This window comes from Leeuwenhoekiella palythoae (genome assembly GCF_900130045.1).
In the GTDB taxonomy this organism is placed as follows: domain Bacteria; phylum Bacteroidota; class Bacteroidia; order Flavobacteriales; family Flavobacteriaceae; genus Leeuwenhoekiella; species Leeuwenhoekiella palythoae.
In genome coordinates this window covers 700,952-723,398 of the sequence record NZ_FQXT01000002.1, presented here as the reverse complement: position 1 = coordinate 723,398, position 22,447 = coordinate 700,952, and the positions used below count along the sequence as shown (strand labels likewise).

The following is a 22,447-nucleotide window of genomic DNA, read 5'->3' as shown; positions in this document are numbered from 1 at the left end:
TTACGCTGCTATCCCTAACGCAGAGCATAAACCAAACTAAATTAAGATGAATTTATGTAAGCTTTGTAAAATTCGAAACGCAGATAAAGAAAACTCTCATATAATTCCAAAGTTTCTTGGAAAACCTTTATTTAAGAGCCCTAGTCATAGGGCGGCGATGGAAATAAATAAAGGCGGTAGAAATAAAAAAATTCAAGATATTCCAAAAGAAGATTTTATCCTTTGCTCTAATTGCGAACAAAAATTTTCTATTCTTGAGACTTACTTCGCTAGAAAATTAAAATCTATAAATGACTTTAAGAATAGAAAAAATGATTTTCGATTCACCCAAGTACATTCGAATAATTTATTAATCCCTGAAAATCTCGATCCAATATTTTTCAAATTATTTACGGTCTCGTTATTTTGGAGAGTCTCAATTTCAACATTGTTTTTATATGAAAAATATAAACTACCAGAATTAATTGAAGAAGAATTCAGAGTCTTTTTAAGCAAGAATTTGAAGGAAAAACACAGAGATCTTATTGAGGTTTTACCTAAAATAAAGAATACTCCTAACTATCATTTTGTTGTTTTTAAACCAGAATTTAATAATCGGGATTTTATAGGAGGACTGACTGCCTATCAAACTTCAAAAAATATATACACAATATTTACAAGTGATTTGGTTTTTCAATTTTATTCAGAATTGATTCAAACTGATCCTATTATAGATTTAATATCAAATCTTCAGGACGAAGAAGTCAGAATAATCCTAAGCTCTAATGAGAACTGGAAAGCACTTGGCAGCGCAGTAATAAAAAAGGTAATTAATTCCACACATTAGTGATTGCAGTAAAAAGTCCACAGCGTAGTGTGCGGACTTGCAAAGGAAAGCGTACTTTTTTGCATAACATTAATTTGACAAATCCCCTATTATAACTCAATCGTCAGTATGAGCTTTTTGAAGACTACTGTAAAACACCGGTTTCAACTTTAAACACCTGAGGATTCGAAACATTTTGACAGAATCCTGTACAATAACAGGTTGTATTTTTATACTTTATTTCACAGTTAAGCAATTCCTAATAAGGCAGTTTGGTGGCTTGGTTACCCCTAATTTTATATAAAAAACAAAACCAACGCTATGCAAACAACTATTGAAAAATCAGCCGGAATGGGCGCGGTCTATAAAGACGGCATCACCACCTTTAGGGTTTGGGCTCCAAACGCAGACAAGGTTAGTGTGGTGGGCGAATTCAACGACTGGGATGAGACTGCAAATGAATTGACCCTCGAAGAAAACGGCTACTGGTCTACTATATCTGAGCAAGCCAAAGAAGGCCAAGAATATAAATATAGGATTCAAAATGGTGATCAATCGTTCTATCGCAATGACCCCTATGCCTTTGAAGTAACTAACAGTAACGGCAATAGTCTCATTCGCACATTAGACTTTGAGTGGGACGACGCAGATTTTGAAATAGCTGATTGGAATAAACTAGTTATTTACGAATTACATGTAGGCACGTTTAATCGTAAACAAAAAGATCAAGTAGGCACGTTTGCTGATGTTGTTGAAAAATTACCTTACCTGAAAGAACTTGGCGTGAATTGCATAGAACTGCTTCCGGTTGCAGAGTTTGCCGGTGGCATTTCTTGGGGGTATAACCCGGCGCATCCTTTTGCAATCGAGCAGGATTATGGAGGACCTGAAGGATTAGCACATATAGTGAATGAAGCGCACAAGCAAGGCATTGCGATCATTATGGATGTGGTTTATAATCACTTTGGTCCTTCTGATGTAGATCTGTGGCAGTTTGACGGTTGGAGCGAAAACAACAAAGGCGGTATCTATTTTTATAACGATCACCGCAGCGCTACTCCTTGGGGAGACACCCGCCCAGATTACGGCAGACCCGAAGTGCGCCAATATCTACGCGATAACGCCTTGATGTGGATCGAAAAATACCATTGCGACGGTTTACGACTGGATGCAACCTCATACATTAGGTATGAAGGAGGCGGTCTGGGTGAAGACACAGCCATTGACGAGGGAAACCAGATGATGCGTGAGATCAATCAGGAGTTGCAAGCAAAATATCCTAAAGTGATCACTATTGCTGAAGACCTAAAAGGAGATGAATTTATCACTAACGGTATTGCTTACGGCGGTGTGGGCTACGGTGCGCAATGGGATATGCATTTTGTGCATCCGGTGCGCGAGGTTTTACAGAGCGTTAGTGATGATGGTAGAGATATTCAGAAGATCGTAGACGCATTAGAATATACCTATAGCGGAAATAAGTTTAAGCGCATTATTTATACCGAATCACACGATGAGGTTGCTAACGGAAAAGCACGCGTTCCTGAAGAAATTCAGCCGGGAGATGCTGAAAGTAAATTTGCTAAAAGACGTGCAGTTCTAGGGCTTGTGCTTACTCTTACCGCCCCGGGAATACCTATGTTATTCCAAGGACAGGAGTTTTTAGAAGATGAGTACTTTCAAGATACCGAAGCTTTAGACTGGGAGAAAGAAAATAGATTAAGCGGAATTAGAGAACTTGTAAGTGACCTTATAAAACTACGCATCGGAGCTAGTGGAGGCGCAAATGGTTTGCTGGGACAACATCTGGAGATCATTCATTTTAATCCGGAAAATCAAATTTTAGCTTATAAGCGCGGTGGCTCTGAAGAAGAACAAACGCTTGTGATTCTCAACTTTAAAAATCAAACCTATGAGCACTACGGAATTGGAATCGCTGAAGATAAAAATTGGAAACTGCGCATAAATGCCGATTGGAAGGGGTATGATATAGATTTCTCTGAATTAGAAGTTACGGATCTAAAAATAGAAAAAACCGAGACCGACGGCAGACCGCTCACCGGAAGCTTTAATATTCCTGCATATGGCGCATTAATTTATACCGCAGAGTAAATCGTGAAGTCTTTGCGTGAGGGATAGTAGCGGCATCCTTTTTTACGGCTCGTAAAGCCGTAAAAAAGATATAGCGTATAGCCCGACCCTTGGGGCACGCCCAAAAAGATATAACGGCAACTTTTAAAAATCAATTTAACTGATTAAAACATAGTCAAATCTAATTCGCTGGTTGTAAGCTTTGGAAAAATAATTGACTAATTTTGCATAATAATCTAATAATAGAATAAAAATGGCACTAGAAATAACAGACGCAAATTTTGAAGAAACCGTATTACAATCAGACAAGCCTGTATTAGTAGACTTTTGGGCTGCTTGGTGTGGGCCTTGTAGAATGGTAGGACCTGTAATTGAAGAGATCAGCACAGAGTATGACGGCAAAGCTGTTGTAGGTAAGCTTGATGTTGATGCTAACCAGGAGTTTGCTGCAAAATATGGCGTACGTAACATCCCAACTGTTTTGATGTTTAAAGACGGGGAAGTAGTAGGTCGCCAAGTAGGTGTTGCTCCTAAAAATGTATACACAGAAGCTATTGACGGTTTACTATAAGACTTATACTCTTGTTTGAGTAAACGTACATTATAAAAAAGGTCTGACGCTGCGTCAGACCTTTTTTATTAGCACTGTTAAAGGGTTTAATCCTCAAAGGCTTGTCTGCCTCCGTTTGCGAGGTATACTTTTAGCTAGTATTTAGCCAGTCTCTGCGAGATTTTACAAGCAATTCATATCTTAAATGCTTATACTTGTTAGACTAAAATTTGTACGTTAAAATGTAGAAAAAGCCTTAGAGCTATTTAAATAAAATTTAAAAAATGGAAAATAAAAAAGGAAAACCACAAGACCTCATCGACGCAAAATTACTTGAAGAACGTAAAGTGTTCTTATGGGGTCAGGTAGACGATAAAAGCGCAAAGCACGTTGTAGATCGCTTATTGTATCTAGACGCGTTGAGCAACGACGAAATTCAATTTTACATCAACAGTCCGGGTGGATATGTGACTTCAGGATTTTCAATCTACGATACCATCAAGTCGATTAAGAGTCCGGTTTCTACTATTTGTACTGGTCTTGCTGCGAGTATGGGAAGTATTTTGCTTTCGGTAGGTGAAAAAGGACGTCGTTTTATTCAGCCGCACGCCCGTGTGATGATTCATCAGCCTAGCGGTGGTGCTCGCGGCCAAGCGAGTGATATCGAAATTACAGCTCAGGAAATTTTAAAGACCAAAGAGTTGAGTGCAAAAATTCTTGCCGATAACTGCGGCCAGGACTTTGATAAAGTAATGAAAGATTTTAACCGTGACCACTGGATGGGCGCAGAAGAATCTGTTGCCTATGGAATCGTAGACGGAATTCTATAATCAATAAACAGCAGTCAGTCTCAGTAAGCAATTTTAAAATTTAAAAACGCTGCCTACTGAGGCTGAAAACTGCTAACTTCAACAAACCCCGATACCTAAACCATAAACGTGATCGATCTTCAGGCGCATCTTAACAGCATTGCAGGTTTCAATAATTTGGAACTGCTCGCCGGTCAAGTGGTGGAAGGTTTTATAAGCGGGATGCATAAGAGTCCGTTTCACGGGTTTTCTGCGGAATTTGCAGAGCACAAAGTTTACAATACAGGTGAAAGCACCAAACACATTGATTGGAAGCTCTACGCACGTTCAGATAAGTTATATACCAAACGCTACGAGGAAGAAACCAACCTGCGTTGTCATCTCATACTAGACAACAGCAGCAGTATGCACTACCCTGCACTGAAGCAAACCGATTTAAACAAACCTAATAAAATTGCTTTTTCTGTACTGGCCAGTGCAGCCATTATGCAATTGATGAAGAAACAGCGTGATGCGGTTGGACTCAGTATTTATGCCGAGCAGTTTGAATATTATGCCCCCGAAAAAGGTAGTGAGCGTCATCATCACATGTTGCTGGATCAACTGAATCAGGTTTTGATCAAATCTGAAAAATCACAAAAAACAGACACATACGCCAACTTGCATTTTATTGCTGAAAAGCTAAAACGGCGTTCACTGGTGTTTTTGTTTAGTGATCTTTTTCAAAACGAATTGCAACAGGAAAAGACTTTTGAAGCCCTGCAGCATTTGAAGTATAATAAGCACGAGGTTGTACTTTTTCATACCTACGATAGCGCTACTGAATTAAATTTTGATTTTGACAGTACACCTAAGCGTTTTGAAGATGTCGAGACCGGAAAATTTATAGATATCTTCTCAGACAATGTGAAAGAGGGTTACAGCAAAGCAGTAAAAGACTATTTCTCAGCGATTAAACTTCGCTGCGCGCAATACAATATAACCTATGTAAACGCTGATATACAGCGTGGCTTCGCTCCTATTTTGAGTACATTTCTAGTAGAACGGAAGCAGTTTTTATAAGAAATAAAAAAACTTTCATTTTTTGTTTGCACACTTAAAAAATGCGTGTATATTTGCACCCGCAAGAAAGGAAATGATCAACGCTTCTGCTCTTGCAAAGTTCATAAAATATTGGTCTGGTAGTTCAGTTGGTTAGAATATCTGCCTGTCACGCAGGGGGTCGCGGGTTCGAGTCCCGTCCAGACCGCTAGGAATCGGTCTAAATTCCTATAACAGCCTGTAAATCATATGATTTACAGGCTTTTTTATTTTCTATAATCTCATTTAAATTCAAATAATTGCAGAAAAAAGGTGCGCGATTCGGTGAGTCTTTTTTTTCTTCAAAAAGACTCACCGCGCAACCTCATAAAGCGTTAAAATAAAGGAGCTTACACTATTTCTTTAACACAATTTAAATATGCAGTTTGTACCTTGATTGCCTAATCAAAAGACAATCAGTTATGACTACTTCAATCTCTATCCTTTTCTACCCGAAAACTTCAGCGAGAAAATCTCTTAAAAATCCCACGATTTACGCCAGAATTACGGTTAATTCTAAACGCAGTGAATTTTCAACGCATCACAAAGCCTCAAACAAATGGGATCCTAAGCTAGGTAAAATGACCGGGTATAGCGCAGAGGCCCGTATGATCAATAGACACTTAGATGATATTCGAATAAAAGTCTATGAAATTTTTGATAGACTCTCAAGAGAGGGAAAACCTATTTCTGCTCAAATTATAAGAGATATTTATCAAGGAAAAGATGATGAGCAACGATGCCTTCTTGAAATATTTCAAGAACATAATGACCGTATTGAAAGCCTTGTTGGTAAAGGATATTCCCAAGGTACATTGCAACGCTATAAGGCTGCTAGAACTCATTTAGAAAACTATTTATTATTTCTGAAAAAAGCTGGTGATATACCGCTAAGAGAAATTGATTACCAATTCATATCAGGATTCGAGCATTATTTAAAATCCGAAAAGAATTGCGCACACAATACAGCGACAAAATACATCGTGAACTTTAAAAAAATTATGCGTATAGCCTTAGCAAATCAATATGTAGACAAAGACCCTTTCTTTCATTGGAAATCCAGTTGGCAAACTAAGGAACGAGAATTTTTGACTAGTGATGAATTAAATAAACTCGCTCATAAAGAATTTTCAATTTCACGCCTAGAACAGGTACGCGATATTTTTCTCTTTTGCTGCTTTACGGGCCTTGCGTATGCCGATGTTAATAAGCTAAGCCCTAATGATATCATTCCGGGAATTAATGGTCAACAATGGATAAAAACAAAACGGCAAAAAACCAATACTTTAAGCAGCATTCCGCTATTACCAACAGCGTTCGAAATTTTAGAAAAGTACAAACACCACTCTTGCAGAACGGAGCAGCAAAAATTACTTCCCGTACTTACCAATCAAAAGTCAAATGCATACTTAAAAGAAATAGCAGATGTTTGCGGAATCCATAAAAGTTTAACCACGCACTTAGCACGACATACATTTGCCACAACAGTAACTTTATCACGTGGAGTGCCAATGGAAACAGTGAGTAAAATGCTGGGGCATACATCCCTAAAAACCACTCAGATTTACGCTAAAGTTTTGGACTCTAAAATAAGTTCAGACATGGAACTATTAAAACAACAAGGAACATTAATCAATCCTAAAGGCGAAAAAATCAATTAAGCCAGCTCCATATAAATTTGATTTGATTTAGAACATCTTCTAAAATTTAGAAGATGTACCAAATTGCACCAAGTACTGCATCTAGAAGTGACCTACTACTGCACTAACCAGCGCACTAAGTAGTGAATCGTTATATAAAACATGTATAAACATTATAAAACATATATAAACATGCCATGGCAATTTAAATATAACTTTTTTATTTTCAGTGTGCTAACAATTTCAAATAAATGTCTCTCTTCGAAAATAACAGTGTTTTAAAGCCTCAGGATTGACGATCTAAATCGCCTGAATAACTTGCTTATGAAAAGAAAAAAAGCTTCTCAAAACAGCCTTAAAATACCGTTTTGAAAAATAAATTTAGATTCAATAAATTTTGTATCAGTTTGGTTTAATTTAGTTTTTTAACCCAAATTATAATATCCACCATTTTATAATATGTAATTAACCCCGGATATATATATCCAGGGTTAAACAAGAAACATACTTCAGGAAACACTTAGTAAATCAGAGTCTGAATACTATGGGCAGGTATATCTAAAGTAACTTCAGATTGATTTATATATAATGTATACTTGATCAGATCATTTGTTTTATTCATTACAACTGTAGCCATCGTTCCATTGTCATTTACAAAAGAGGTGCTTAACAAAACATTTCTACTTACAGCTGAACCTACGCGCTTGGCCTTAGGCCTAATAAATTTCGAGAAATGCCCCAAATAATAGTACGAAGGGGTATAGATTAAATCTCCTGTTATTGTATCTGCATGAATTGGTGCAAAGCAAAAATTACCCACGTGATTGGGACCTCCGTTTTGGTCTAATAGAATATTCCAATCTGTCCAAGCAACTGTCCCGTTGTTTAAATCGTTTATTATTTGTTCTCCATAACGTTCTCCATTAGGCCAATACTGATATTTTTCTGAATCAAACTTTTCAATGCAACCTTCAGTAAACATTAGATTTTTATCTGGAAATGCTTCTTTAACCCGATTTACGTTCTCAAACAAAGGTGCTGCTCCCGTCCAGGTTTCATACCAATGAAAACCTGTTCCCCAAGCATATTTTGCGGCCTCCTTATCCTCAAAAATCACTTTAGAACGATTTACCATTAAGTCTCTATTATGATCCCAAACCACAATATTTTTATCTCCCAATCCTTCCTTTTCTAAAGTAGGCCCCAGATAATCCTTTAAAAAATCTCTTTCCTCCTCTGCAGTGTAAATACACGACTCCCAAGTTTGAGTTGCCATCGGTTCATTTTGAATAGTTAGCCCCCATATTGGCATTCCTTCTGCCTCATATGCTTTTATAAATTTAGCATAGTAATTCGCCCAATTTTGACGAAACTCAGGCTTCAATTTTCCACCCCGTAACATCGACCCATTTGTTTTCATAAATGCTGGTGGACTCCAAGGGCTAACATATAGGGTTAATGTTCCTTCAGCCGTTTTGGTAGCCCGCTTAATCATAGGAATACGGTACTCTTTATCATGGGCTATTGAAAAAGACTTTAGTTCGGCATCACCTTCTGTTACATAAGTATAACTCTCAGGGCTAAAGTCTGAGCTATGAATTGTAGTACGCAACAAGGTGTAGCCGATACCTTTTTCTATATCATAATACGCATCTAACAATTCTTGTTGTTTAATCGAACTCAATCCATTAAACACTATTGCGCTAGCATCAGTAATAGCACCGCCAATACCCAAAATAGTTTGATAAGTTTTAGAAGTATTTACAAAAACAGAAATTTCTGTCTCTAAAGGTTGAGCGGCATCCACAAACTTAAGGGTTTGTGTTTCCGAGAGTCTTAAGTTTGAGTTTTCTGAAGTCGTATAAACTTTTATTTCTCCTTCTGCAAAATCTGAGCTCTGAGCACTTACTGATACGCAAATAACTAAGAACATCGTGATCAAAAAATAACTATAATTTTTCATAAATATTAAATTAAAACACCAGTGTGCCAATATCTCCTGCAGCAAGTTTAAGATGTATGTTAGCTTGATCGCTTTTAATTAGAATCTCCTTCTCTTCCTCAGAAGTATTCTGCAAAATTGTTACTATCTGACCATCTGGCGTTTTGTACGATACATTGGGTATTTCTTCAACTAAAGTTGAAGCTATTCTTACAGAACCTGGAGGAACAAACTTAGAGGCTTGCCCTATGATATAGTACGCGGGCTCTCTGGTTACTTTATCCCCATTTATAGTAACTGCTCCCAAACAACGATCACAGCCTCCCCGATCTGTGTGGGGATTCTGATTTTGATCTGCGGCTAAATTCCATTCTAAGACAGTTTTACTCCAATTGCGTGGTGCTCCAATGATGAGATTTTCTATATGCCAAGTAAGCTCTTTTGAGAAATCTCCTGGCGCTCCAACCCATTGCTCTGTAAAGTACAGGTGCTTATCGGGATGCGCTTGGTGAACCTCGCTTAAAGCTTCTATTTCACCTCCATAAAGATGAAAAGCAGAACCGTCTATAAACTTTGCTGCATCTGGGTCATTTAAAATATTAATAGGGTAATCAGGACGGTCTGCATTATGATCATAAATGATGATTTTAGTATCTATACCTTCATTCTTAAAAGCCGGCCCTAAATGATTTTTTATAAAATCTGCTTGTTGTGGGGCTTTCATCAATAAACTCGGATTATTACCAGGATGTAAAGGTTCATTCTGAATAGTAATCGCATCTATTTCAATTCCTTCCCCCCGCATAGCTTGAATATATTTGATAAGATAGTTGGCGTACACTTGATAATATTCAGGCAATAAACTTCCGCCTCTAGTATCTTGATTATCCTTCATCCAAACTGGTGGTGACCAAGGTGACCCTAAAAATTTTATTTGAGGATTAATGGATAAAATTTCCTTTAACACAGGTACCAAGTGCACTGTATCTTGAGCTAGTGAAAACTTTTCAAGATCCACATCAGTTTTACCTTTTGGAAGATCATTGTAAGAGAAAGGAGCAGAATCAAGGTCAGATGCTCCAATGCTTAATCGCAGATAACTAACTCCCAGACCTTCCTTAGAAAAAAGTTCATTCAATAATCCGCTTCGCGCTGATTTACTCATCTTATGAATTAGCATGGCGCTGCCTCCTGTTAAAGTGTAACCGAAACCATCCATAATTTGATATTGCACACTATCTGTAACCTTAATGACCTTATCAATCAGAGAAGTATCAATAGTATGCGCGTTAATCTCTTGTTTCTCTAAAAGTGATTTTTTATCAAGAGAAGTCAAATACAGGATTGCTTCGTCTGAATTATTTGTTTCTTTTGTACAACTCAGTACTATAAAAAAACACGCAAATAGGTAGGGGAATAGATTAAGTCTCATTGAGGAAATTACTTAGTTTTACTGATTTTGATAGTCTTTAGATTAAAACCTCCACTATCAATTAAAATCTTGATTTTATTTTGTCCACGTTTAAGAGGTATTGATACTGGTCTTGTCCAATCCCAATTGTTTAAAGTATTTGCTATAGAAATTTGCTTTGTAATTTCTGTATTAACCAAAGCTGATAATTTACCCTTCTCATTTGATGAGTTAACATTAAATACAATTGTATACAACTCTGGTTCCTTAACTTCTATAGTATATTGCATCCATTCTCCTTTTTCTAGATCGCCTACGTATTCTAAACCGGCAGAGTCTAAAAAGATATCCACTCCATCATTTCGGTACGTTCTACCCAAATTCCAACTTTGTCGATTACCGCCTGTAGAAATATGATAGTTTGCAGAAACATTATCTTGATAAGCTACTCCTTCTGCTCCCAAATCGTAATCAACAGCTTCAATTAGCAATTCATTTTCTAACTCATTTGAGGCCATCGGGATTGCCTGTTGACTATTAGGTTGCCGTAGCATAGCATCTAAAACATCATAATGCACGATACAGTTCTCAATTTTTAAATTCTCTGTTAATTGCATCAAAGCTGCGTAAGCTTCTTCTTCTGAAGGTTTTTGGGCCTTTTTTGACCAATACTTCAACAAGTGTTGATAGCCCTCATTAATTTTAATTTCTAAGGGGTTATTATGTCCAAGTTTTTTCAAGGGCCACCAACACCAACCGATTCTATTTTGCTCCATTAATGTTATAGCATCTTTAAACCAAACATTAGAATTCTCTCCGGATTCCCCTAGCCATATAGGCATATTATATTGTTTACGATAGTCTAAAAACTGCTGAATAGAAGAGGTGTCGTTATAATTCCAATATTTATGAAAACTAAGAACCATGTTATCATCCCATGGTGGTAACATTCCACGATAATTATTACCCCATCCGTTGCCCTCAATAATTACTATATGATTAGTATCAATTTTGCGAACTGCTTGAGTAAGCCTAACCAATAATTCTCGTAATGGCTTATTATGAGTATCCTCTATACCATTTTGGTTTTTATTAGGTTCAAAGGTCCAATTGGGTTCATTAAGCAAATCATACGCGCCAATCCACACTTCATCTTTATATCGCTCAGCTAATTTCTCCCACACTGCTACGAGTTTATCCTGATTTGCTTTACTCTCCCATAGTGATGGCTTATCTGGATCTCTATCTGAAATATTCACATCATGACCTTGCCCTCCTGGTGCTGCGTGCATATCTAAAATCAAATACATTTTATTTGCCTTACACCAAGAAAGTAATGAATCTGTTAATTTGAATCCTTCTTCAAGCCAAGTGTTTTCCCCCAATTCAATTTCATCCTCAACCGGAAGTGTAAACAAATTGTAATGTAAGGGTAAACGTATGGAATTAAACCCCCATTTTTTTAAAGAATCTACATCACGCTTTTGTATATGGTTTTCACGCCAGGCGTCATAAAACTCTTCTGTTTTCTCTTTTCCTATTAGCTTTTGTACATGTTCTTTAAATATATACTGTTGCCCAGAAAAAGGAACTTTGAGCATATATCCTTCTTGAAGCATGTAGCCTCCCAAACCAATTCCCCGAAGAATTACAGGATCTCCTTTAGCATTAACAATTTGGGTTTGTTCTGCTTTCAAAAAGCCTTGACTAGTCCCTTCAACTTGAACTAGAAGTAATATTATTAAACAAACTTTTAAAATTTTAATACTCATACTTACTCCCAGATATATGTTCCTACTGCCCCAGCGTCTAAGGAAGTCGTGACCCACTTACCATTTTCCTTTATATTAAAAGGTAAATTAGTATCCCCATCATTTTCAACAATGAGAACTTTTTTGCCATCTGGAGTGCTAAAAGCTACATTCTGTAACGCTCCCTGAATAGAACTTGCTATACGAGTTGAACCCGCAGGCACAAACTTTGAGGCTTGAGCTACTATATAGTATCCCACATTTCTAGTAATTGAAGATCCATTAATAGTCAAGGCTCCTTTGCATATGGTACAGCCGCCCTCTGTATGAGGACCAAAAGTAGCATCGTTCGCAAGATTCCACTCCAGCGCATTTTTGCTCCAGTTTCTCATAGAGCCAATGATCACATTTTTTAAATGCCATTTTAAAGTGCCTGCAAATTCATCTGTGGATGAATTGTATTGCTCGGTGAAGTAAACATTTTTTTCAGGAAATGCATTATGTACAGTAGATAAAGCAGCGATATCCCCAGCATAGAGGTGAAAGGCAGAACCATCTACGTAAGCATTGGCTTCTGCGTCATTAAGAATTAAAATGGGATACTGAGGATTATCGCAATTGTGGTCATAGATGACAATTTTAGTATCTATTCCTGCTTCTCTTAAAGCAGGACCTAAGTTATTTTTAATGAATTCAGTTTGCTCGCTGGCAGACATTTCCATACTTGGATTATTACCTCCGTGAAGAGGTTCATTTTGTGGAGTAAGCGCATCTATAGTAATTCCTTCAGCTTTCATAGCGTTTAAATATTTTACCCAATAAGCTGCATATACTTGATAGTATTCTTCTTTTAGTCTACCTCCAACAAAGCTATTATTATCTTTCATCCAGATAGGAGCGGTCCAAGGAGAAGACATAATTTTAATATTTGGATTTATTTCTAAAACTTCTTTTAGCAAGTCTATAACTCCGCGGTCCTTTTCTAAGCTGAATTCTGACAAATCCAGATCTGTCTCACCAGACGGTAAATCATTATAAGTAAATGGTTCTGCATTTAAATCAGATGCTCCAACACTTATTCTCAAATAACTAATCCCTATATCACTTGCATCTTGACCAAATAGCTCTTGCAGTAAATTTTGTCTGTCAGCTGCAGATAATGAATTGATAACCTCAGCACTACCGCCGGTTAAAGAAAAACCAAAACCATCAATGGTTTGATATGTTGTAGTTGCATCTACGCTAATAGTAGCATTACCATTAGGATTGCTGTTAAAACTAAGGATATCGTCTTGCTTCTTTAGCGTAACGCTTCGATCCCCTTTGGTTAACCAAAAATCCATATCGTTAGTTTCACTAGCTGGAGGACTAGGAGTTTCGGGCTGCTCTGGCTCTTCAGTGATTTCCTCTTCTGTTGAAGAAGAAGAGCACCCGAAGCCTATTACAGATAAAAGCATAAAAAAGCTCCATCGTATAAGATATATGCGTGTATTTTTCATATTCAATTTTTAGGTATAAAAAAATACACCACCGGCATAAGCCAGCAGTGTATATCTAAGGCTAATTCACACTACCTCTAAACTCTACGTTGGTGATTGAGATACCTGTAGACCCCATGTTTTCTCCACCACTTTTAATGACTAGATAAACAGTACCATCTTCGGAAAAATTTACCGTGTTACCTGATCCTACACAACCAACATTAGAAAGCTTTCCTTCAAAGGGGCCATTTGCACAACCATCCCAAGTACTAAGGCCCATTCTACGGCCCTCAGCAGAATAATCTTGATTTTGTACAGGAGGCGTTGATGAAACATATACTTCAAACCACGTGTTTGTGGCACCACTACCAAATACTTTCATATCAACGGTATAGTCCTTATTTGCTTCAACTTCAATAGCCTGATAAATACCCTGCTGATTATAACCAGATCCAACAACGTTTGCACTTCCTTCGTTAAAGGTCCAGTAAGTTCCCGAATCGCTAATCTGCAATATGGTCCACTCATCGTGATCAGCTTGTGTTTGAAAGCTACCGCCCTTAATTAAATTACCTGCTACTGGATCTGAAGTGGCCACTGTTACATCTTGTGATGTCTCATTTATAATTCCTCCACGGCCGTATGCTTGATGTGTTATTGAATAAGTACCAGCATCTGGCAAAAAGAGCTCTTCTGTAGCAGCTCCTTCATAAAACCCATCGCCGGTATTCCATAGAAATTTTAAAACATTCTCACGATTTGCGCTAAGCACAAAACGATTGGGTTCTCCGCTTACAGATTCAATGGTAAAAGAGGCGTCTACATTAGAATCACTCAAACCGTTACCATCAGTTACTTCTTCTGGTTGACAGGCCGAAAAGAATACCAACGCACCTAATAAAAAGTACAAATGTGATTTTATAGTATTTAATCTCATAACTTTAAGATTTTCAATTAGTAATTAGGGTTTTGAACAATAAGTGTGTTTTCTAATTCATTTAATGGAATAGGAAGGATTTCATTTTTACCCGCTGTAAATCCACGATCTGACAATGCTGATGCGGCTCTTCCGGTGCGCACTAAGTCAAACCATCTATGCCCTTCTCCTGCTAATTCACGTCTGCGTTCTAACATGATATTATCCATACTCACTGGTACCGGTGCCAGACCAACACGTGCTCGAACGGCATCAAGCAATGCTTGCGCTCTTGCTCCACTTGCACCAAGAGCTTCAGCTTCTAAAAGATAGGTATCAGCTAATCGAATGATGTAGACATTCTGTCTATAGTTCAATTCAACATTTCCACCACCAGTAGACTTATCAGCATTGAGAGGCATAAACTTTTTTAGAAAATATCCTGTATCCTTATTACCTGGAGTGTATGTTGCTTCCCCTGCTGCTTCTAATGCTTTTAGATCAGCAATGGTTGCGTCAAATCTAGGGTCGCCATCTAAGACATCATATAGGCCTTGAGTTACCGTATTAAAACTCCAACCACCCGCATAGTCAGGTGCATTAGAACCTGCTGTGCGTGAATATCCTCTAGGACCAACCATTTGGTTGACTGTATTACCTTCATTTTGACCTCCGCCCCATACATTGTAGTCTACATTTGCAAGACTTGTGGCTGCCAGTTCAAGTATTGATTCTGAATTAAACGTATTGTTCAGGTTAAAGAGATCTTCAAAGTTTGCTACCAGCTGATAACCATATTTACTGGTTCCTCCGGGAGTACCATTAACTTCTGATAATTCTTGTGCTGCCAATTGATTTTTGCCTTGATAGAGATATACTTTTCCCAAAAGAGCCTGTACACTACCTTGAGTTAAACGGCCTGCCTCATTTTCTAAATCAGTAATACGTGCAGGTAAATCTTGAAATGCTTCGCTAAGGTCTGTTTCTATTTGAGCATAAACAGCTTCAGGAGCCGCCTGTTCTACATTATAAATTTCACTAGTCAGGATAGGCTCAGTGAACAAGGGCACATTTCTAAAAAGTCTTACAAGCTCAAAATAATAATAACCGCGTAAGGCTTTTGCTTCAGCTGTAAATCTTGCTCGAAGTGCATCATCCATAGGCACTTCTGGCAATTTTTGAAGCAAAATATTTGCTCTAAAAATCCCTTGAAAATAATCATTCCAGAAGCTTCCCGGAATCGTTGCAGGATCAATAGTATAATTTGAAAAAGATTGAATACCAACACCATCTGATGGTCCACCCCCACCTGCAAAATGATCGTCAGAACCTGCGTTCATCATTGTAATCATATTCTCAAAACTCTTAGACTGCTTACCCATAATATCATAGACAGCTACTAAGCCTGAATAAGCTTCATCTTCATTTGAATAATAATTATCTACTAAGGGCTGCCCTAAAGGATCTAGCTCGATATAATCTTTAGAACATGAAAGCACTGATGCGGTAATTAAAATTCCAACAGCAGGGTATAAAATTGTTTTTAGTTTCATAACTCTAGTTTTAAAATTGAATATTAAGGCCTACTAAACCAGTTCGTGCCTGTGGGTAAAATCCTCGGTCTATTCCAAAAATTCCACCACCAATTTCCGGGTCGAAGCCTGTGTATTTTGTAAATGTGAATAGATTCTCTCCCGTTAGATATACCCTAAGTCTTGTAAGACCTACATTATCAATAACATTTCTAGGCAGAGAATATCCCAGTTGAATTGTTTTGATGCGCAGGTAATCTCCATTCTCTAAATAAAAATCTGAGGGATTTGTGAAGTTATTGTTGTTATCATCATTGCTTAAGCGTGGAAAAGAATTTGATGTTCCTTCACCAGTCCATCGGTTTAAAGCTTCTGTTTGATAATTTGCATTACTAATATCAAGTCGTCTTAAGCCTTGAAAAATTTTATTACCTGCCGCTCCTTGAGAGAACACTAAAAGGTCAAAGTTTTTATAGTCAAGGTTTAGTGTTAAACCAAATGTATATTTTGGAATTGAACTTCCTAAAAATTTACGATCGTCTGCATTAATAGAGCCACTGTCATCAATATCCTCATATCTAAAATCTCCAGGTACTGCATTAGGTTGAATAACCACACCTTCTGAGTTTACATAAGAATCAATTTCTTCTTGATTTTGAAAGATTCCTCGGGTTTGAAAACCGAAGAATGAATTATAAGGCTGCCCCACTGCAGTACGCGTGATTGGATAAGTACTCGACTGAAAACCTGCTCCACCCGATAAGAAGTCAATACCATTACCTAAATAAACAACTTCATTTTGAAGGTATGAGAGGTTACCACGAAGCGATACATTTAGATCTCCAAAACTATCAGAATATCCCATTTCAATATCAAATCCCTTATTAACCATATCAGCTACGTTAGCAGCAGGACTCCCTGTTGCACCTACATAACCAGGAAGACGTACATCCTGTAAAATTCCAACCGTTTTCTTGTTATAGAAGTCAACCGTCATGGTAAGCGTATTAAAGAAACGAGCATCAAAACCAATATTACTTTGTCTAGTCTCTTCCCATTTTAAGTCAGGATTAGCTGGCGCATTTGGGCTATTCCCAATAACAACTGCTGATACATTTCCGAAGGTATAATTACGGCCCGCACCTATGGTAGAAAGGTATCTAAAGTCACCAATAGCATCACTACCTACAACACCATAACCTCCTCGCAGTTTGAATTGATTAACAAAATCATTCTCTTTCCAGAAATCCTCATTAACAGGATTCCAACCTAGAGAGAATGACGGGAAATAACCATATTTATTATTAGCCCCAAAACGAGATGAGCCATCACGACGTATGATCCCGGTAAAAATGTACTTCTCCTTGTAGTTATAGCTTAAACGAGAGAATAAAGAGGTAACTCTATGTTCTGTGCCTATATAGGCGCTTGCAATTATTTGATCATCTGGCACCTGTATAAACGCAGCATCTTCTCTACTATTTACCGGGATGTCATTATAGGTTACATTCTCCCCTTTTGTATCATTTTCAGAATAGGAGCCTTGACCTAACAAAATAGTAAAATCGTGATCACCCAACTGCTTTGTATAAGAAAGCGTGTTCTCAATATTCCATCCAAAACCTCTGTTTGAACCTCTAGATATATTATTCTGAGCGGTTATAGTTGAAGTATTCAAAAACGATACTGGCGTAAAGCTTTCATATCCATAGTATGCGAGTTTACCTCCTAGTGTACTTCTTAAATTGAGTCCTTCAATAGGCTCAAGGTTTACATAAATATTACCTACAAAATTATCAGCCCAATCATAATTTCCTAATCTTGTTTGTGTATAGGCTAATGGGTTAGTCATTTCTTGAATTACAAAATTTGAAATTCCGTATGGGTTTCCATTAGGGTTTCTAATGATCCCGTCATTGGTATATAGTCCTGAGTTAGCCACAGCAGGATCTGTAATAACCACAGGTGTTATTGGGTCAAGATTGATTGCAGAACTTAAGGGACCTCCAAATTCGCTGTTAGTATTACCAATCCCCGTACTTTTCTCATTAGAATATCCAACCGTTTCTCCTACAGTAATAAAATCATTGATATGATGAGTTGAATTTAATCTTATATTTTGTCTACGGTATCTTGAGATATCCTTAGCTACAATACCTTCTTGATCAAAATAGCCAAAAGACATGTAGAACGTGGACACATCATTTCCTCCACTTAAACTAAATTCATGATTTTCTTTTTTTGCACTATTGTTAAATATAACCTCTTGCCAGTCAGTCCCCTCACCAAGACTTTCAGGGTTAGGAAAAGGTAAAGCAAAATCTTGTGGCGCTCCAGAATAATCATTTGCATATTTTTCATTGAAAAGCGTTGCGTATTCAGTGGCATTAAGCAGGTCAAGCTTGCGAGCAGGACCAGACAATCCAGTAAAACCATTATAACTTACCGATAGTTTACCTAGTTTTCCTTTTTTAGTGGTTACCAAAACCACACCTGCTGCAGCTCTTGCTCCATAAATCGCTTGTGATGCTGCGTCTTTAAGCACTTCTATAGACTCTATATCAGACTGATTTAGATAACCAATACCACCTGCATCTACGATAACCCCATCTACAACCCAAAGTGGCTCGTTGTTACCAAAACTGGTAATCCCACGCACGCGAATAGTTGATGATGATCCAGGCTGACCGGAGTTAGCGGCAATGGTAATCCCCGAAGTTCTACCTTGAAGTGATTGTTCAATACGGTTATTAGGTAGGTTTTCAATCTCGCTTGCTTTTACACTTGAGATTGCGCCGGTAACCACACTCTTTTTTTGAGTTCCATAACCCACGACCACTACCTCATCTAGAGCTGCTGCATCCTCAGCCAAGGTTATTTTCAAATCTGTTTGTTGTCCTACTGATATTTCACGAGTCACAAAGCCTACATAAGAAATAACTAGAATATCATCAGGGCTAGCCTCGACACTAAAATTACCATCAAAATCAGTTTGTGTACCTTGAGTACTTCCCTTTACCAAAATATTGGCACCAGGTAAAGGCATAGCATTTGCATCAAGAATAGTCCCAGTAATTGTATTTACTTGAGCACTCAAACCCGACACTGCTAACAAAAACATTACTAAAAAGTAGTTTTTAATTCTCATTCGATTAAATTTTTAAAAGTTGATTCTTGCAATCAAAAAGATTAACATTGTCATATTCTCAATAATATTGACAACGAAAACGTTTTCTTATTAAGATTGTATGGATCAAAATTAGGATGTAATAAACGTATGATTTAAAAAAGCACTACACTTGCGATACGTCACAATGTTAAACAACTACACCACAACTACTTCATTTTTTATTAACCACTGTATTTCAATACATTAAAAATGTAAAAAAGTATTAATTTTTTGAAAACACCATATTAATGCCTCAAGAACTACATAAATATCCTGATGCTTTCTTAAACTATATTATGTGCATGCTATTCTGCTGCACCTATAGCATTGCACAAGAGCAAACCAAATTGGATGGAGTTATACCCAAGATTACCCATTACGATCGAACAGATTTTGAAGCCGATGGACAATTTTGGACTATGACAGAAGACGATGATGGAATTCTTTACTTTGGAAATAATGATGGAGTTATAATCTATGATGGTGAACGATGGCAAAAACTAACCTTACCAAATCACTCTACTGTACGAAGCTTAGTAAAAGACAATAACAATGTCATTCACGTAGGTGGTTACAATGAAATAGGGGTTATAAAAAAAGATGAAAATGGAAACTACTTCTATGCCTCTCAAGTTGACGAATTACAATTAGAAACGGACAACTTAGAAAATTTTTGGCAAGCTCATAATTTTAAGGATGCTATAATATACAGAACATTTAGAGAATTAATAGTAGTTTCAGACAACACCACGACGCATATAAAAGCCAATTCTAATTTTTTATATTCAGGGACGGTCAACGGTCACTTATATGTGCAGGATCAAGGTACTGGTATATTTGAATACGACCCTAGCTCTTCTAATTTACAACTACTATTTAAGGCTGATAATTTGTCTTCCTCAATCATAGCGTTCTTACCCACAAAAGTTAAAGAAGAACTAGTGATACTTACCAAGAATGGCGAACTCTATCTTGCCAATCGTGCGACGAAGAAAATAACCTTTATTAAAAGTCTATTTAAAAAAGAACAACAAGAGCTAATTCTAACGGCAGTCTTTTTTAAAGATCATTATCTTTTAGGGACTTTATCAAGTAAAATTTTAAAAATCAATCAAAATTTTGAATTAGAAACTAATGACATTAGTTTTTCAAAACTTAACAATTCAACCATTCTTTCTATTTATCCACAAATAGATAAGGATCGTATTTGGGTTTTAATGAATAATGGTATTGATTTTGTCGAGTTCAATTCTCCTATATCTCAACTTTTCGACAGCTCTTCAATATCTGACATGCATATTTTTGAGGGTTATTTATACCTCGCCACAAATACTGGCGTTTACTATAGCCTATTTGACATCGACACCTATTCAACAAACGATCTCAACTTCAAAAAAATCCCTGACTTAGAAGGTCAAGCTTGGTCAATTCAACAATTAAATGGTGAAATCTTAGTTGGTCATGATAAAGGGCTTTTTCGCTTAGATAATTTTCGACCTAAACGGATTGGTACTATTCATGGTATTTGGAAAGTACTAAAACTCAAGGGTTATGATAATACCTTCTTAGCAGCAACATATTCCGGTATTTACCCATTATCTTATAATGAATCTTGGACCATAGGTAATAAGATTAAGGGCTTTGAAGAGTCTAGTAGGGACATTCTTCAAATTGATTCGTCTACAAACTTTTGGATCTGTCACGGATATAAAGGTGTTTATAAGCTTAAACTAAATCCAGAATTAACTAGGGTCTTTGCTGTTGAACATTATACTGACCAAAATGGTCTTCAATCCTCATTTAATGTTAATGTAACAGCCTTCGACAAGGATATTATTTTTACTACGAATACAGGAGTTTACACTTTTGACAATAAAAACACCCTGTTTACACCTCACGACTCACTGAATTCAATTTTGAACCCGAAACTTAACACGCGCAAATTGCTACAACATAGCGACAAAGTATGGTTTGTTCAAGATGATGAAGTAGGATATTTTAAGAAAAATGAAGAAAATAAATTACATAAAAACCTTTTCTTAGATTTAAAAGGTTATTTGAATAGAGGAATGGAAAGCATATTACCTCTTGATAATCATCACGTACTTATAGGTGCAACAAATGGTGTGTTTCTATTTGATTTATCAAAGAGAAACTTAAGTTCTGCAAAAACAATCCTTAGAAATGTAAGTTATAAAGAGAAAGGTCAAATTTCTAGTTCTATTGCATTAAAAAATACCGAGCAACTCCCTACAAATATTGAAATGCTTCGGTTTGAATTTGCTGCACCTCGTTTAACCCCATCATCTCAGAAAGAGTTTCAATATATGCTTGACGGCATAGACTCTAATTGGTCGTCTTGGTCGACCAATGCATTTAAAGAATATACGCATCCTGCTCCAGGGTCCTACACTTTTAAGGTTAGAAGTCGCAATTACCTTGGTCAAACTGCAGAAGAAGCCTCTCTGAGTTTTAGTATTCCTCAACCATGGTATAGCACCAGGTTGGCTTACCTTTTATATATACTCAGTTTTATAGTTGCCTTATTTATTACCAGGCGCCTAGTGAATAAAAAAATAGATCGAGAACGACAAAAAGAAAAACTTGCTGCGGCAAAGTCAAAAAAACTTCTCGAGTTAGAAATTGAACAGTTAAAGCTTGAAAAAGACAAAGCCCGTATAAAAAAACATAAGGAACAACTAGAACAAGACAATCTTACAAAAAGTAAAGAATTGGCAAATTACACTATGCTTTTAGTAAAAAAGAAAGAAATATTTACTGATACATTTAATGCTCTAAAAGATTTTAAAAATTCGCTTAAAACCCAAGCAGCACGTAAAAGACTTCAAGAAGTTTTGTTTAATCTGAATCAACATAGAATGGGTGAAGAGTATCTTAATGTCTTTGACGTACATTTTGAAAAAGTACACGAAAACTTTTTCAAAAAACTTAAAGAAATCGATCCCGGAATTTCAAAAAGAGAATTACGCTTATGCGCATTTGTAAAAATGAATCTTACAAACAAGGAAATTGCACCACTATTGAATATTTCCATTCGAGGAGTAGAAACAGCTCGATATCGCGTAAGAAAAAAACTAGATGTAAATGATGAAAACTTTAATAGCTTTTTAGAAAATCTTTCTAAATCGGCAGCCTAGACAATCATTATTTTAAAGGTGTATCGAAAATTCTTCAAATTATTTTCTACATCGTGTTGCTGTAAATCTTCACTAAAATCAACATCGTAAGACAGAACAACTAAAAATAAAA

The 22,447-nt window shown here is 36.8% G+C and carries 14 protein-coding genes and 1 tRNA gene; 8 read left to right on the top strand and 7 right to left on the bottom strand.

The genetic code is table 11. From position 1 onward, the window contains the following. The first annotated feature begins 46 nt into the window (after positions 1-46). The 7 genes from BUA96_RS06660 to BUA96_RS06630 all read left to right on the top strand — a co-directional run bounded on the left by BUA96_RS06660 (position 47) and on the right by BUA96_RS06630 (position 6,996). The gene (locus tag BUA96_RS06660) at positions 47-826 is read left to right on the top strand and encodes a hypothetical protein (protein ID WP_072981537.1); all 780 of its coding nucleotides are present in this window, start codon (positions 47-49) and stop codon (positions 824-826) included. 300 nt (positions 827-1,126) lie between these two features. Further along, positions 1,127-2,917, top strand: coding sequence for an alpha-amylase family glycosyl hydrolase (locus tag BUA96_RS06655; protein WP_072981535.1), 1,791 nt, complete (start codon positions 1,127-1,129; stop codon positions 2,915-2,917). A 232-nt stretch (positions 2,918-3,149) separates the two neighbouring features. Further along, positions 3,150-3,467: a thioredoxin gene (gene trxA, locus BUA96_RS06650; RefSeq protein WP_072981533.1), complete on the top strand. Its 318-nt coding sequence runs from the start codon at positions 3,150-3,152 to the stop codon at positions 3,465-3,467. A 263-nt stretch (positions 3,468-3,730) separates the two neighbouring features. Next, positions 3,731-4,276, top strand: coding sequence for a ClpP family protease (locus BUA96_RS06645; protein ID WP_072981531.1), 546 nt, complete (start codon positions 3,731-3,733; stop codon positions 4,274-4,276). Between the two features lie 111 nt (positions 4,277-4,387). Then, positions 4,388-5,317 (top strand): DUF58 domain-containing protein, encoded by a 930-nt coding sequence (locus tag BUA96_RS06640; RefSeq protein ID WP_072981823.1) that lies wholly within the window; start codon positions 4,388-4,390, stop codon positions 5,315-5,317. 113 nt (positions 5,318-5,430) lie between these two features. Further along, positions 5,431-5,504, top strand: a tRNA-Asp gene (locus tag BUA96_RS06635). A gap of 253 nt (positions 5,505-5,757) precedes the next feature. Continuing rightward, positions 5,758-6,996: a site-specific integrase gene (locus tag BUA96_RS06630; RefSeq protein WP_072981529.1), complete on the top strand. Its 1,239-nt coding sequence runs from the start codon at positions 5,758-5,760 to the stop codon at positions 6,994-6,996. A gap of 499 nt (positions 6,997-7,495) precedes the next feature. Here the strand turns inward: BUA96_RS06630 and BUA96_RS06625 are convergent, their stop codons facing one another. From BUA96_RS06625 to BUA96_RS06595, 7 genes are all read right to left on the bottom strand, one after another. After that, positions 7,496-8,938: a glycoside hydrolase family 30 protein gene (locus BUA96_RS06625; RefSeq protein WP_072981527.1), complete on the bottom strand. Its 1,443-nt coding sequence runs from the start codon at positions 8,936-8,938 to the stop codon at positions 7,496-7,498. Positions 8,939-8,948: 10 nt separating this feature from the next. Next, positions 8,949-10,349: a glycoside hydrolase family 30 protein gene (locus tag BUA96_RS06620; protein WP_072981525.1), complete on the bottom strand. Its 1,401-nt coding sequence runs from the start codon at positions 10,347-10,349 to the stop codon at positions 8,949-8,951. An 8-nt stretch (positions 10,350-10,357) separates the two neighbouring features. Next, the gene (locus BUA96_RS06615; protein WP_072981523.1) at positions 10,358-12,100 is read right to left on the bottom strand and encodes a cellulase family glycosylhydrolase; all 1,743 of its coding nucleotides are present in this window, start codon (positions 12,098-12,100) and stop codon (positions 10,358-10,360) included. Between the two features lie 2 nt (positions 12,101-12,102). Continuing rightward, positions 12,103-13,578 (bottom strand): glycoside hydrolase family 30 protein, encoded by a 1,476-nt coding sequence (locus tag BUA96_RS06610; protein WP_084673075.1) that lies wholly within the window; start codon positions 13,576-13,578, stop codon positions 12,103-12,105. A gap of 61 nt (positions 13,579-13,639) precedes the next feature. Next, entirely contained in the window at positions 13,640-14,497 is an 858-nt protein-coding gene (locus tag BUA96_RS06605; RefSeq protein ID WP_072981521.1) for a hypothetical protein, read from the bottom strand. 17 nt (positions 14,498-14,514) lie between these two features. Beyond that, on the bottom strand, positions 14,515-16,029 hold the full coding sequence (locus BUA96_RS06600; protein WP_072981519.1) for a RagB/SusD family nutrient uptake outer membrane protein: 1,515 nt from the start codon (positions 16,027-16,029) through the stop codon (positions 14,515-14,517). Positions 16,030-16,039: 10 nt separating this feature from the next. After that, positions 16,040-19,156 (bottom strand): SusC/RagA family TonB-linked outer membrane protein, encoded by a 3,117-nt coding sequence (locus tag BUA96_RS06595; RefSeq protein WP_072981517.1) that lies wholly within the window; start codon positions 19,154-19,156, stop codon positions 16,040-16,042. Between the two features lie 269 nt (positions 19,157-19,425). On the opposite strand from BUA96_RS06595, the gene BUA96_RS06590 reads away from it, so the two are divergent. Next, positions 19,426-22,335, top strand: a complete 2,910-nt coding sequence (locus BUA96_RS06590) for a triple tyrosine motif-containing protein (RefSeq protein ID WP_072981515.1) — start codon at positions 19,426-19,428, stop codon at positions 22,333-22,335. Positions 22,336-22,447: the final 112 nt, after the last annotated feature.

What these genes read in the sequence shown, in the direction of transcription:
- BUA96_RS06605 (WP_072981521.1), bottom strand. Translation starts at nt 14,497, where the DNA reads ATGAGATTAAATACTATAAAATCACATTTGTACTTTTTATTAGGTGCG.
- BUA96_RS06615 (WP_072981523.1), bottom strand. Translation starts at nt 12,100, where the DNA reads ATGAGTATTAAAATTTTAAAAGTTTGTTTAATAATATTACTTCTAGTT.
- BUA96_RS06595 (WP_072981517.1), bottom strand. Translation starts at nt 19,156, where the DNA reads ATGAGAATTAAAAACTACTTTTTAGTAATGTTTTTGTTAGCAGTGTCG.
- BUA96_RS06590 (WP_072981515.1), top strand. Translation starts at nt 19,426, where the DNA reads ATGCCTCAAGAACTACATAAATATCCTGATGCTTTCTTAAACTATATT.
- BUA96_RS06655 (WP_072981535.1), top strand. Translation starts at nt 1,127, where the DNA reads ATGCAAACAACTATTGAAAAATCAGCCGGAATGGGCGCGGTCTATAAA.
- BUA96_RS06600 (WP_072981519.1), bottom strand. Translation starts at nt 16,029, where the DNA reads ATGAAACTAAAAACAATTTTATACCCTGCTGTTGGAATTTTAATTACC.
- BUA96_RS06660 (WP_072981537.1), top strand. Translation starts at nt 47, where the DNA reads ATGAATTTATGTAAGCTTTGTAAAATTCGAAACGCAGATAAAGAAAAC.
- BUA96_RS06645 (WP_072981531.1), top strand. Translation starts at nt 3,731, where the DNA reads ATGGAAAATAAAAAAGGAAAACCACAAGACCTCATCGACGCAAAATTA.
- trxA (WP_072981533.1), top strand. Translation starts at nt 3,150, where the DNA reads ATGGCACTAGAAATAACAGACGCAAATTTTGAAGAAACCGTATTACAA.
- BUA96_RS06625 (WP_072981527.1), bottom strand. Translation starts at nt 8,938, where the DNA reads ATGAAAAATTATAGTTATTTTTTGATCACGATGTTCTTAGTTATTTGC.
- BUA96_RS06610 (WP_084673075.1), bottom strand. Translation starts at nt 13,578, where the DNA reads ATGAAAAATACACGCATATATCTTATACGATGGAGCTTTTTTATGCTT.
- BUA96_RS06630 (WP_072981529.1), top strand. Translation starts at nt 5,758, where the DNA reads ATGACTACTTCAATCTCTATCCTTTTCTACCCGAAAACTTCAGCGAGA.
- BUA96_RS06620 (WP_072981525.1), bottom strand. Translation starts at nt 10,349, where the DNA reads ATGAGACTTAATCTATTCCCCTACCTATTTGCGTGTTTTTTTATAGTA.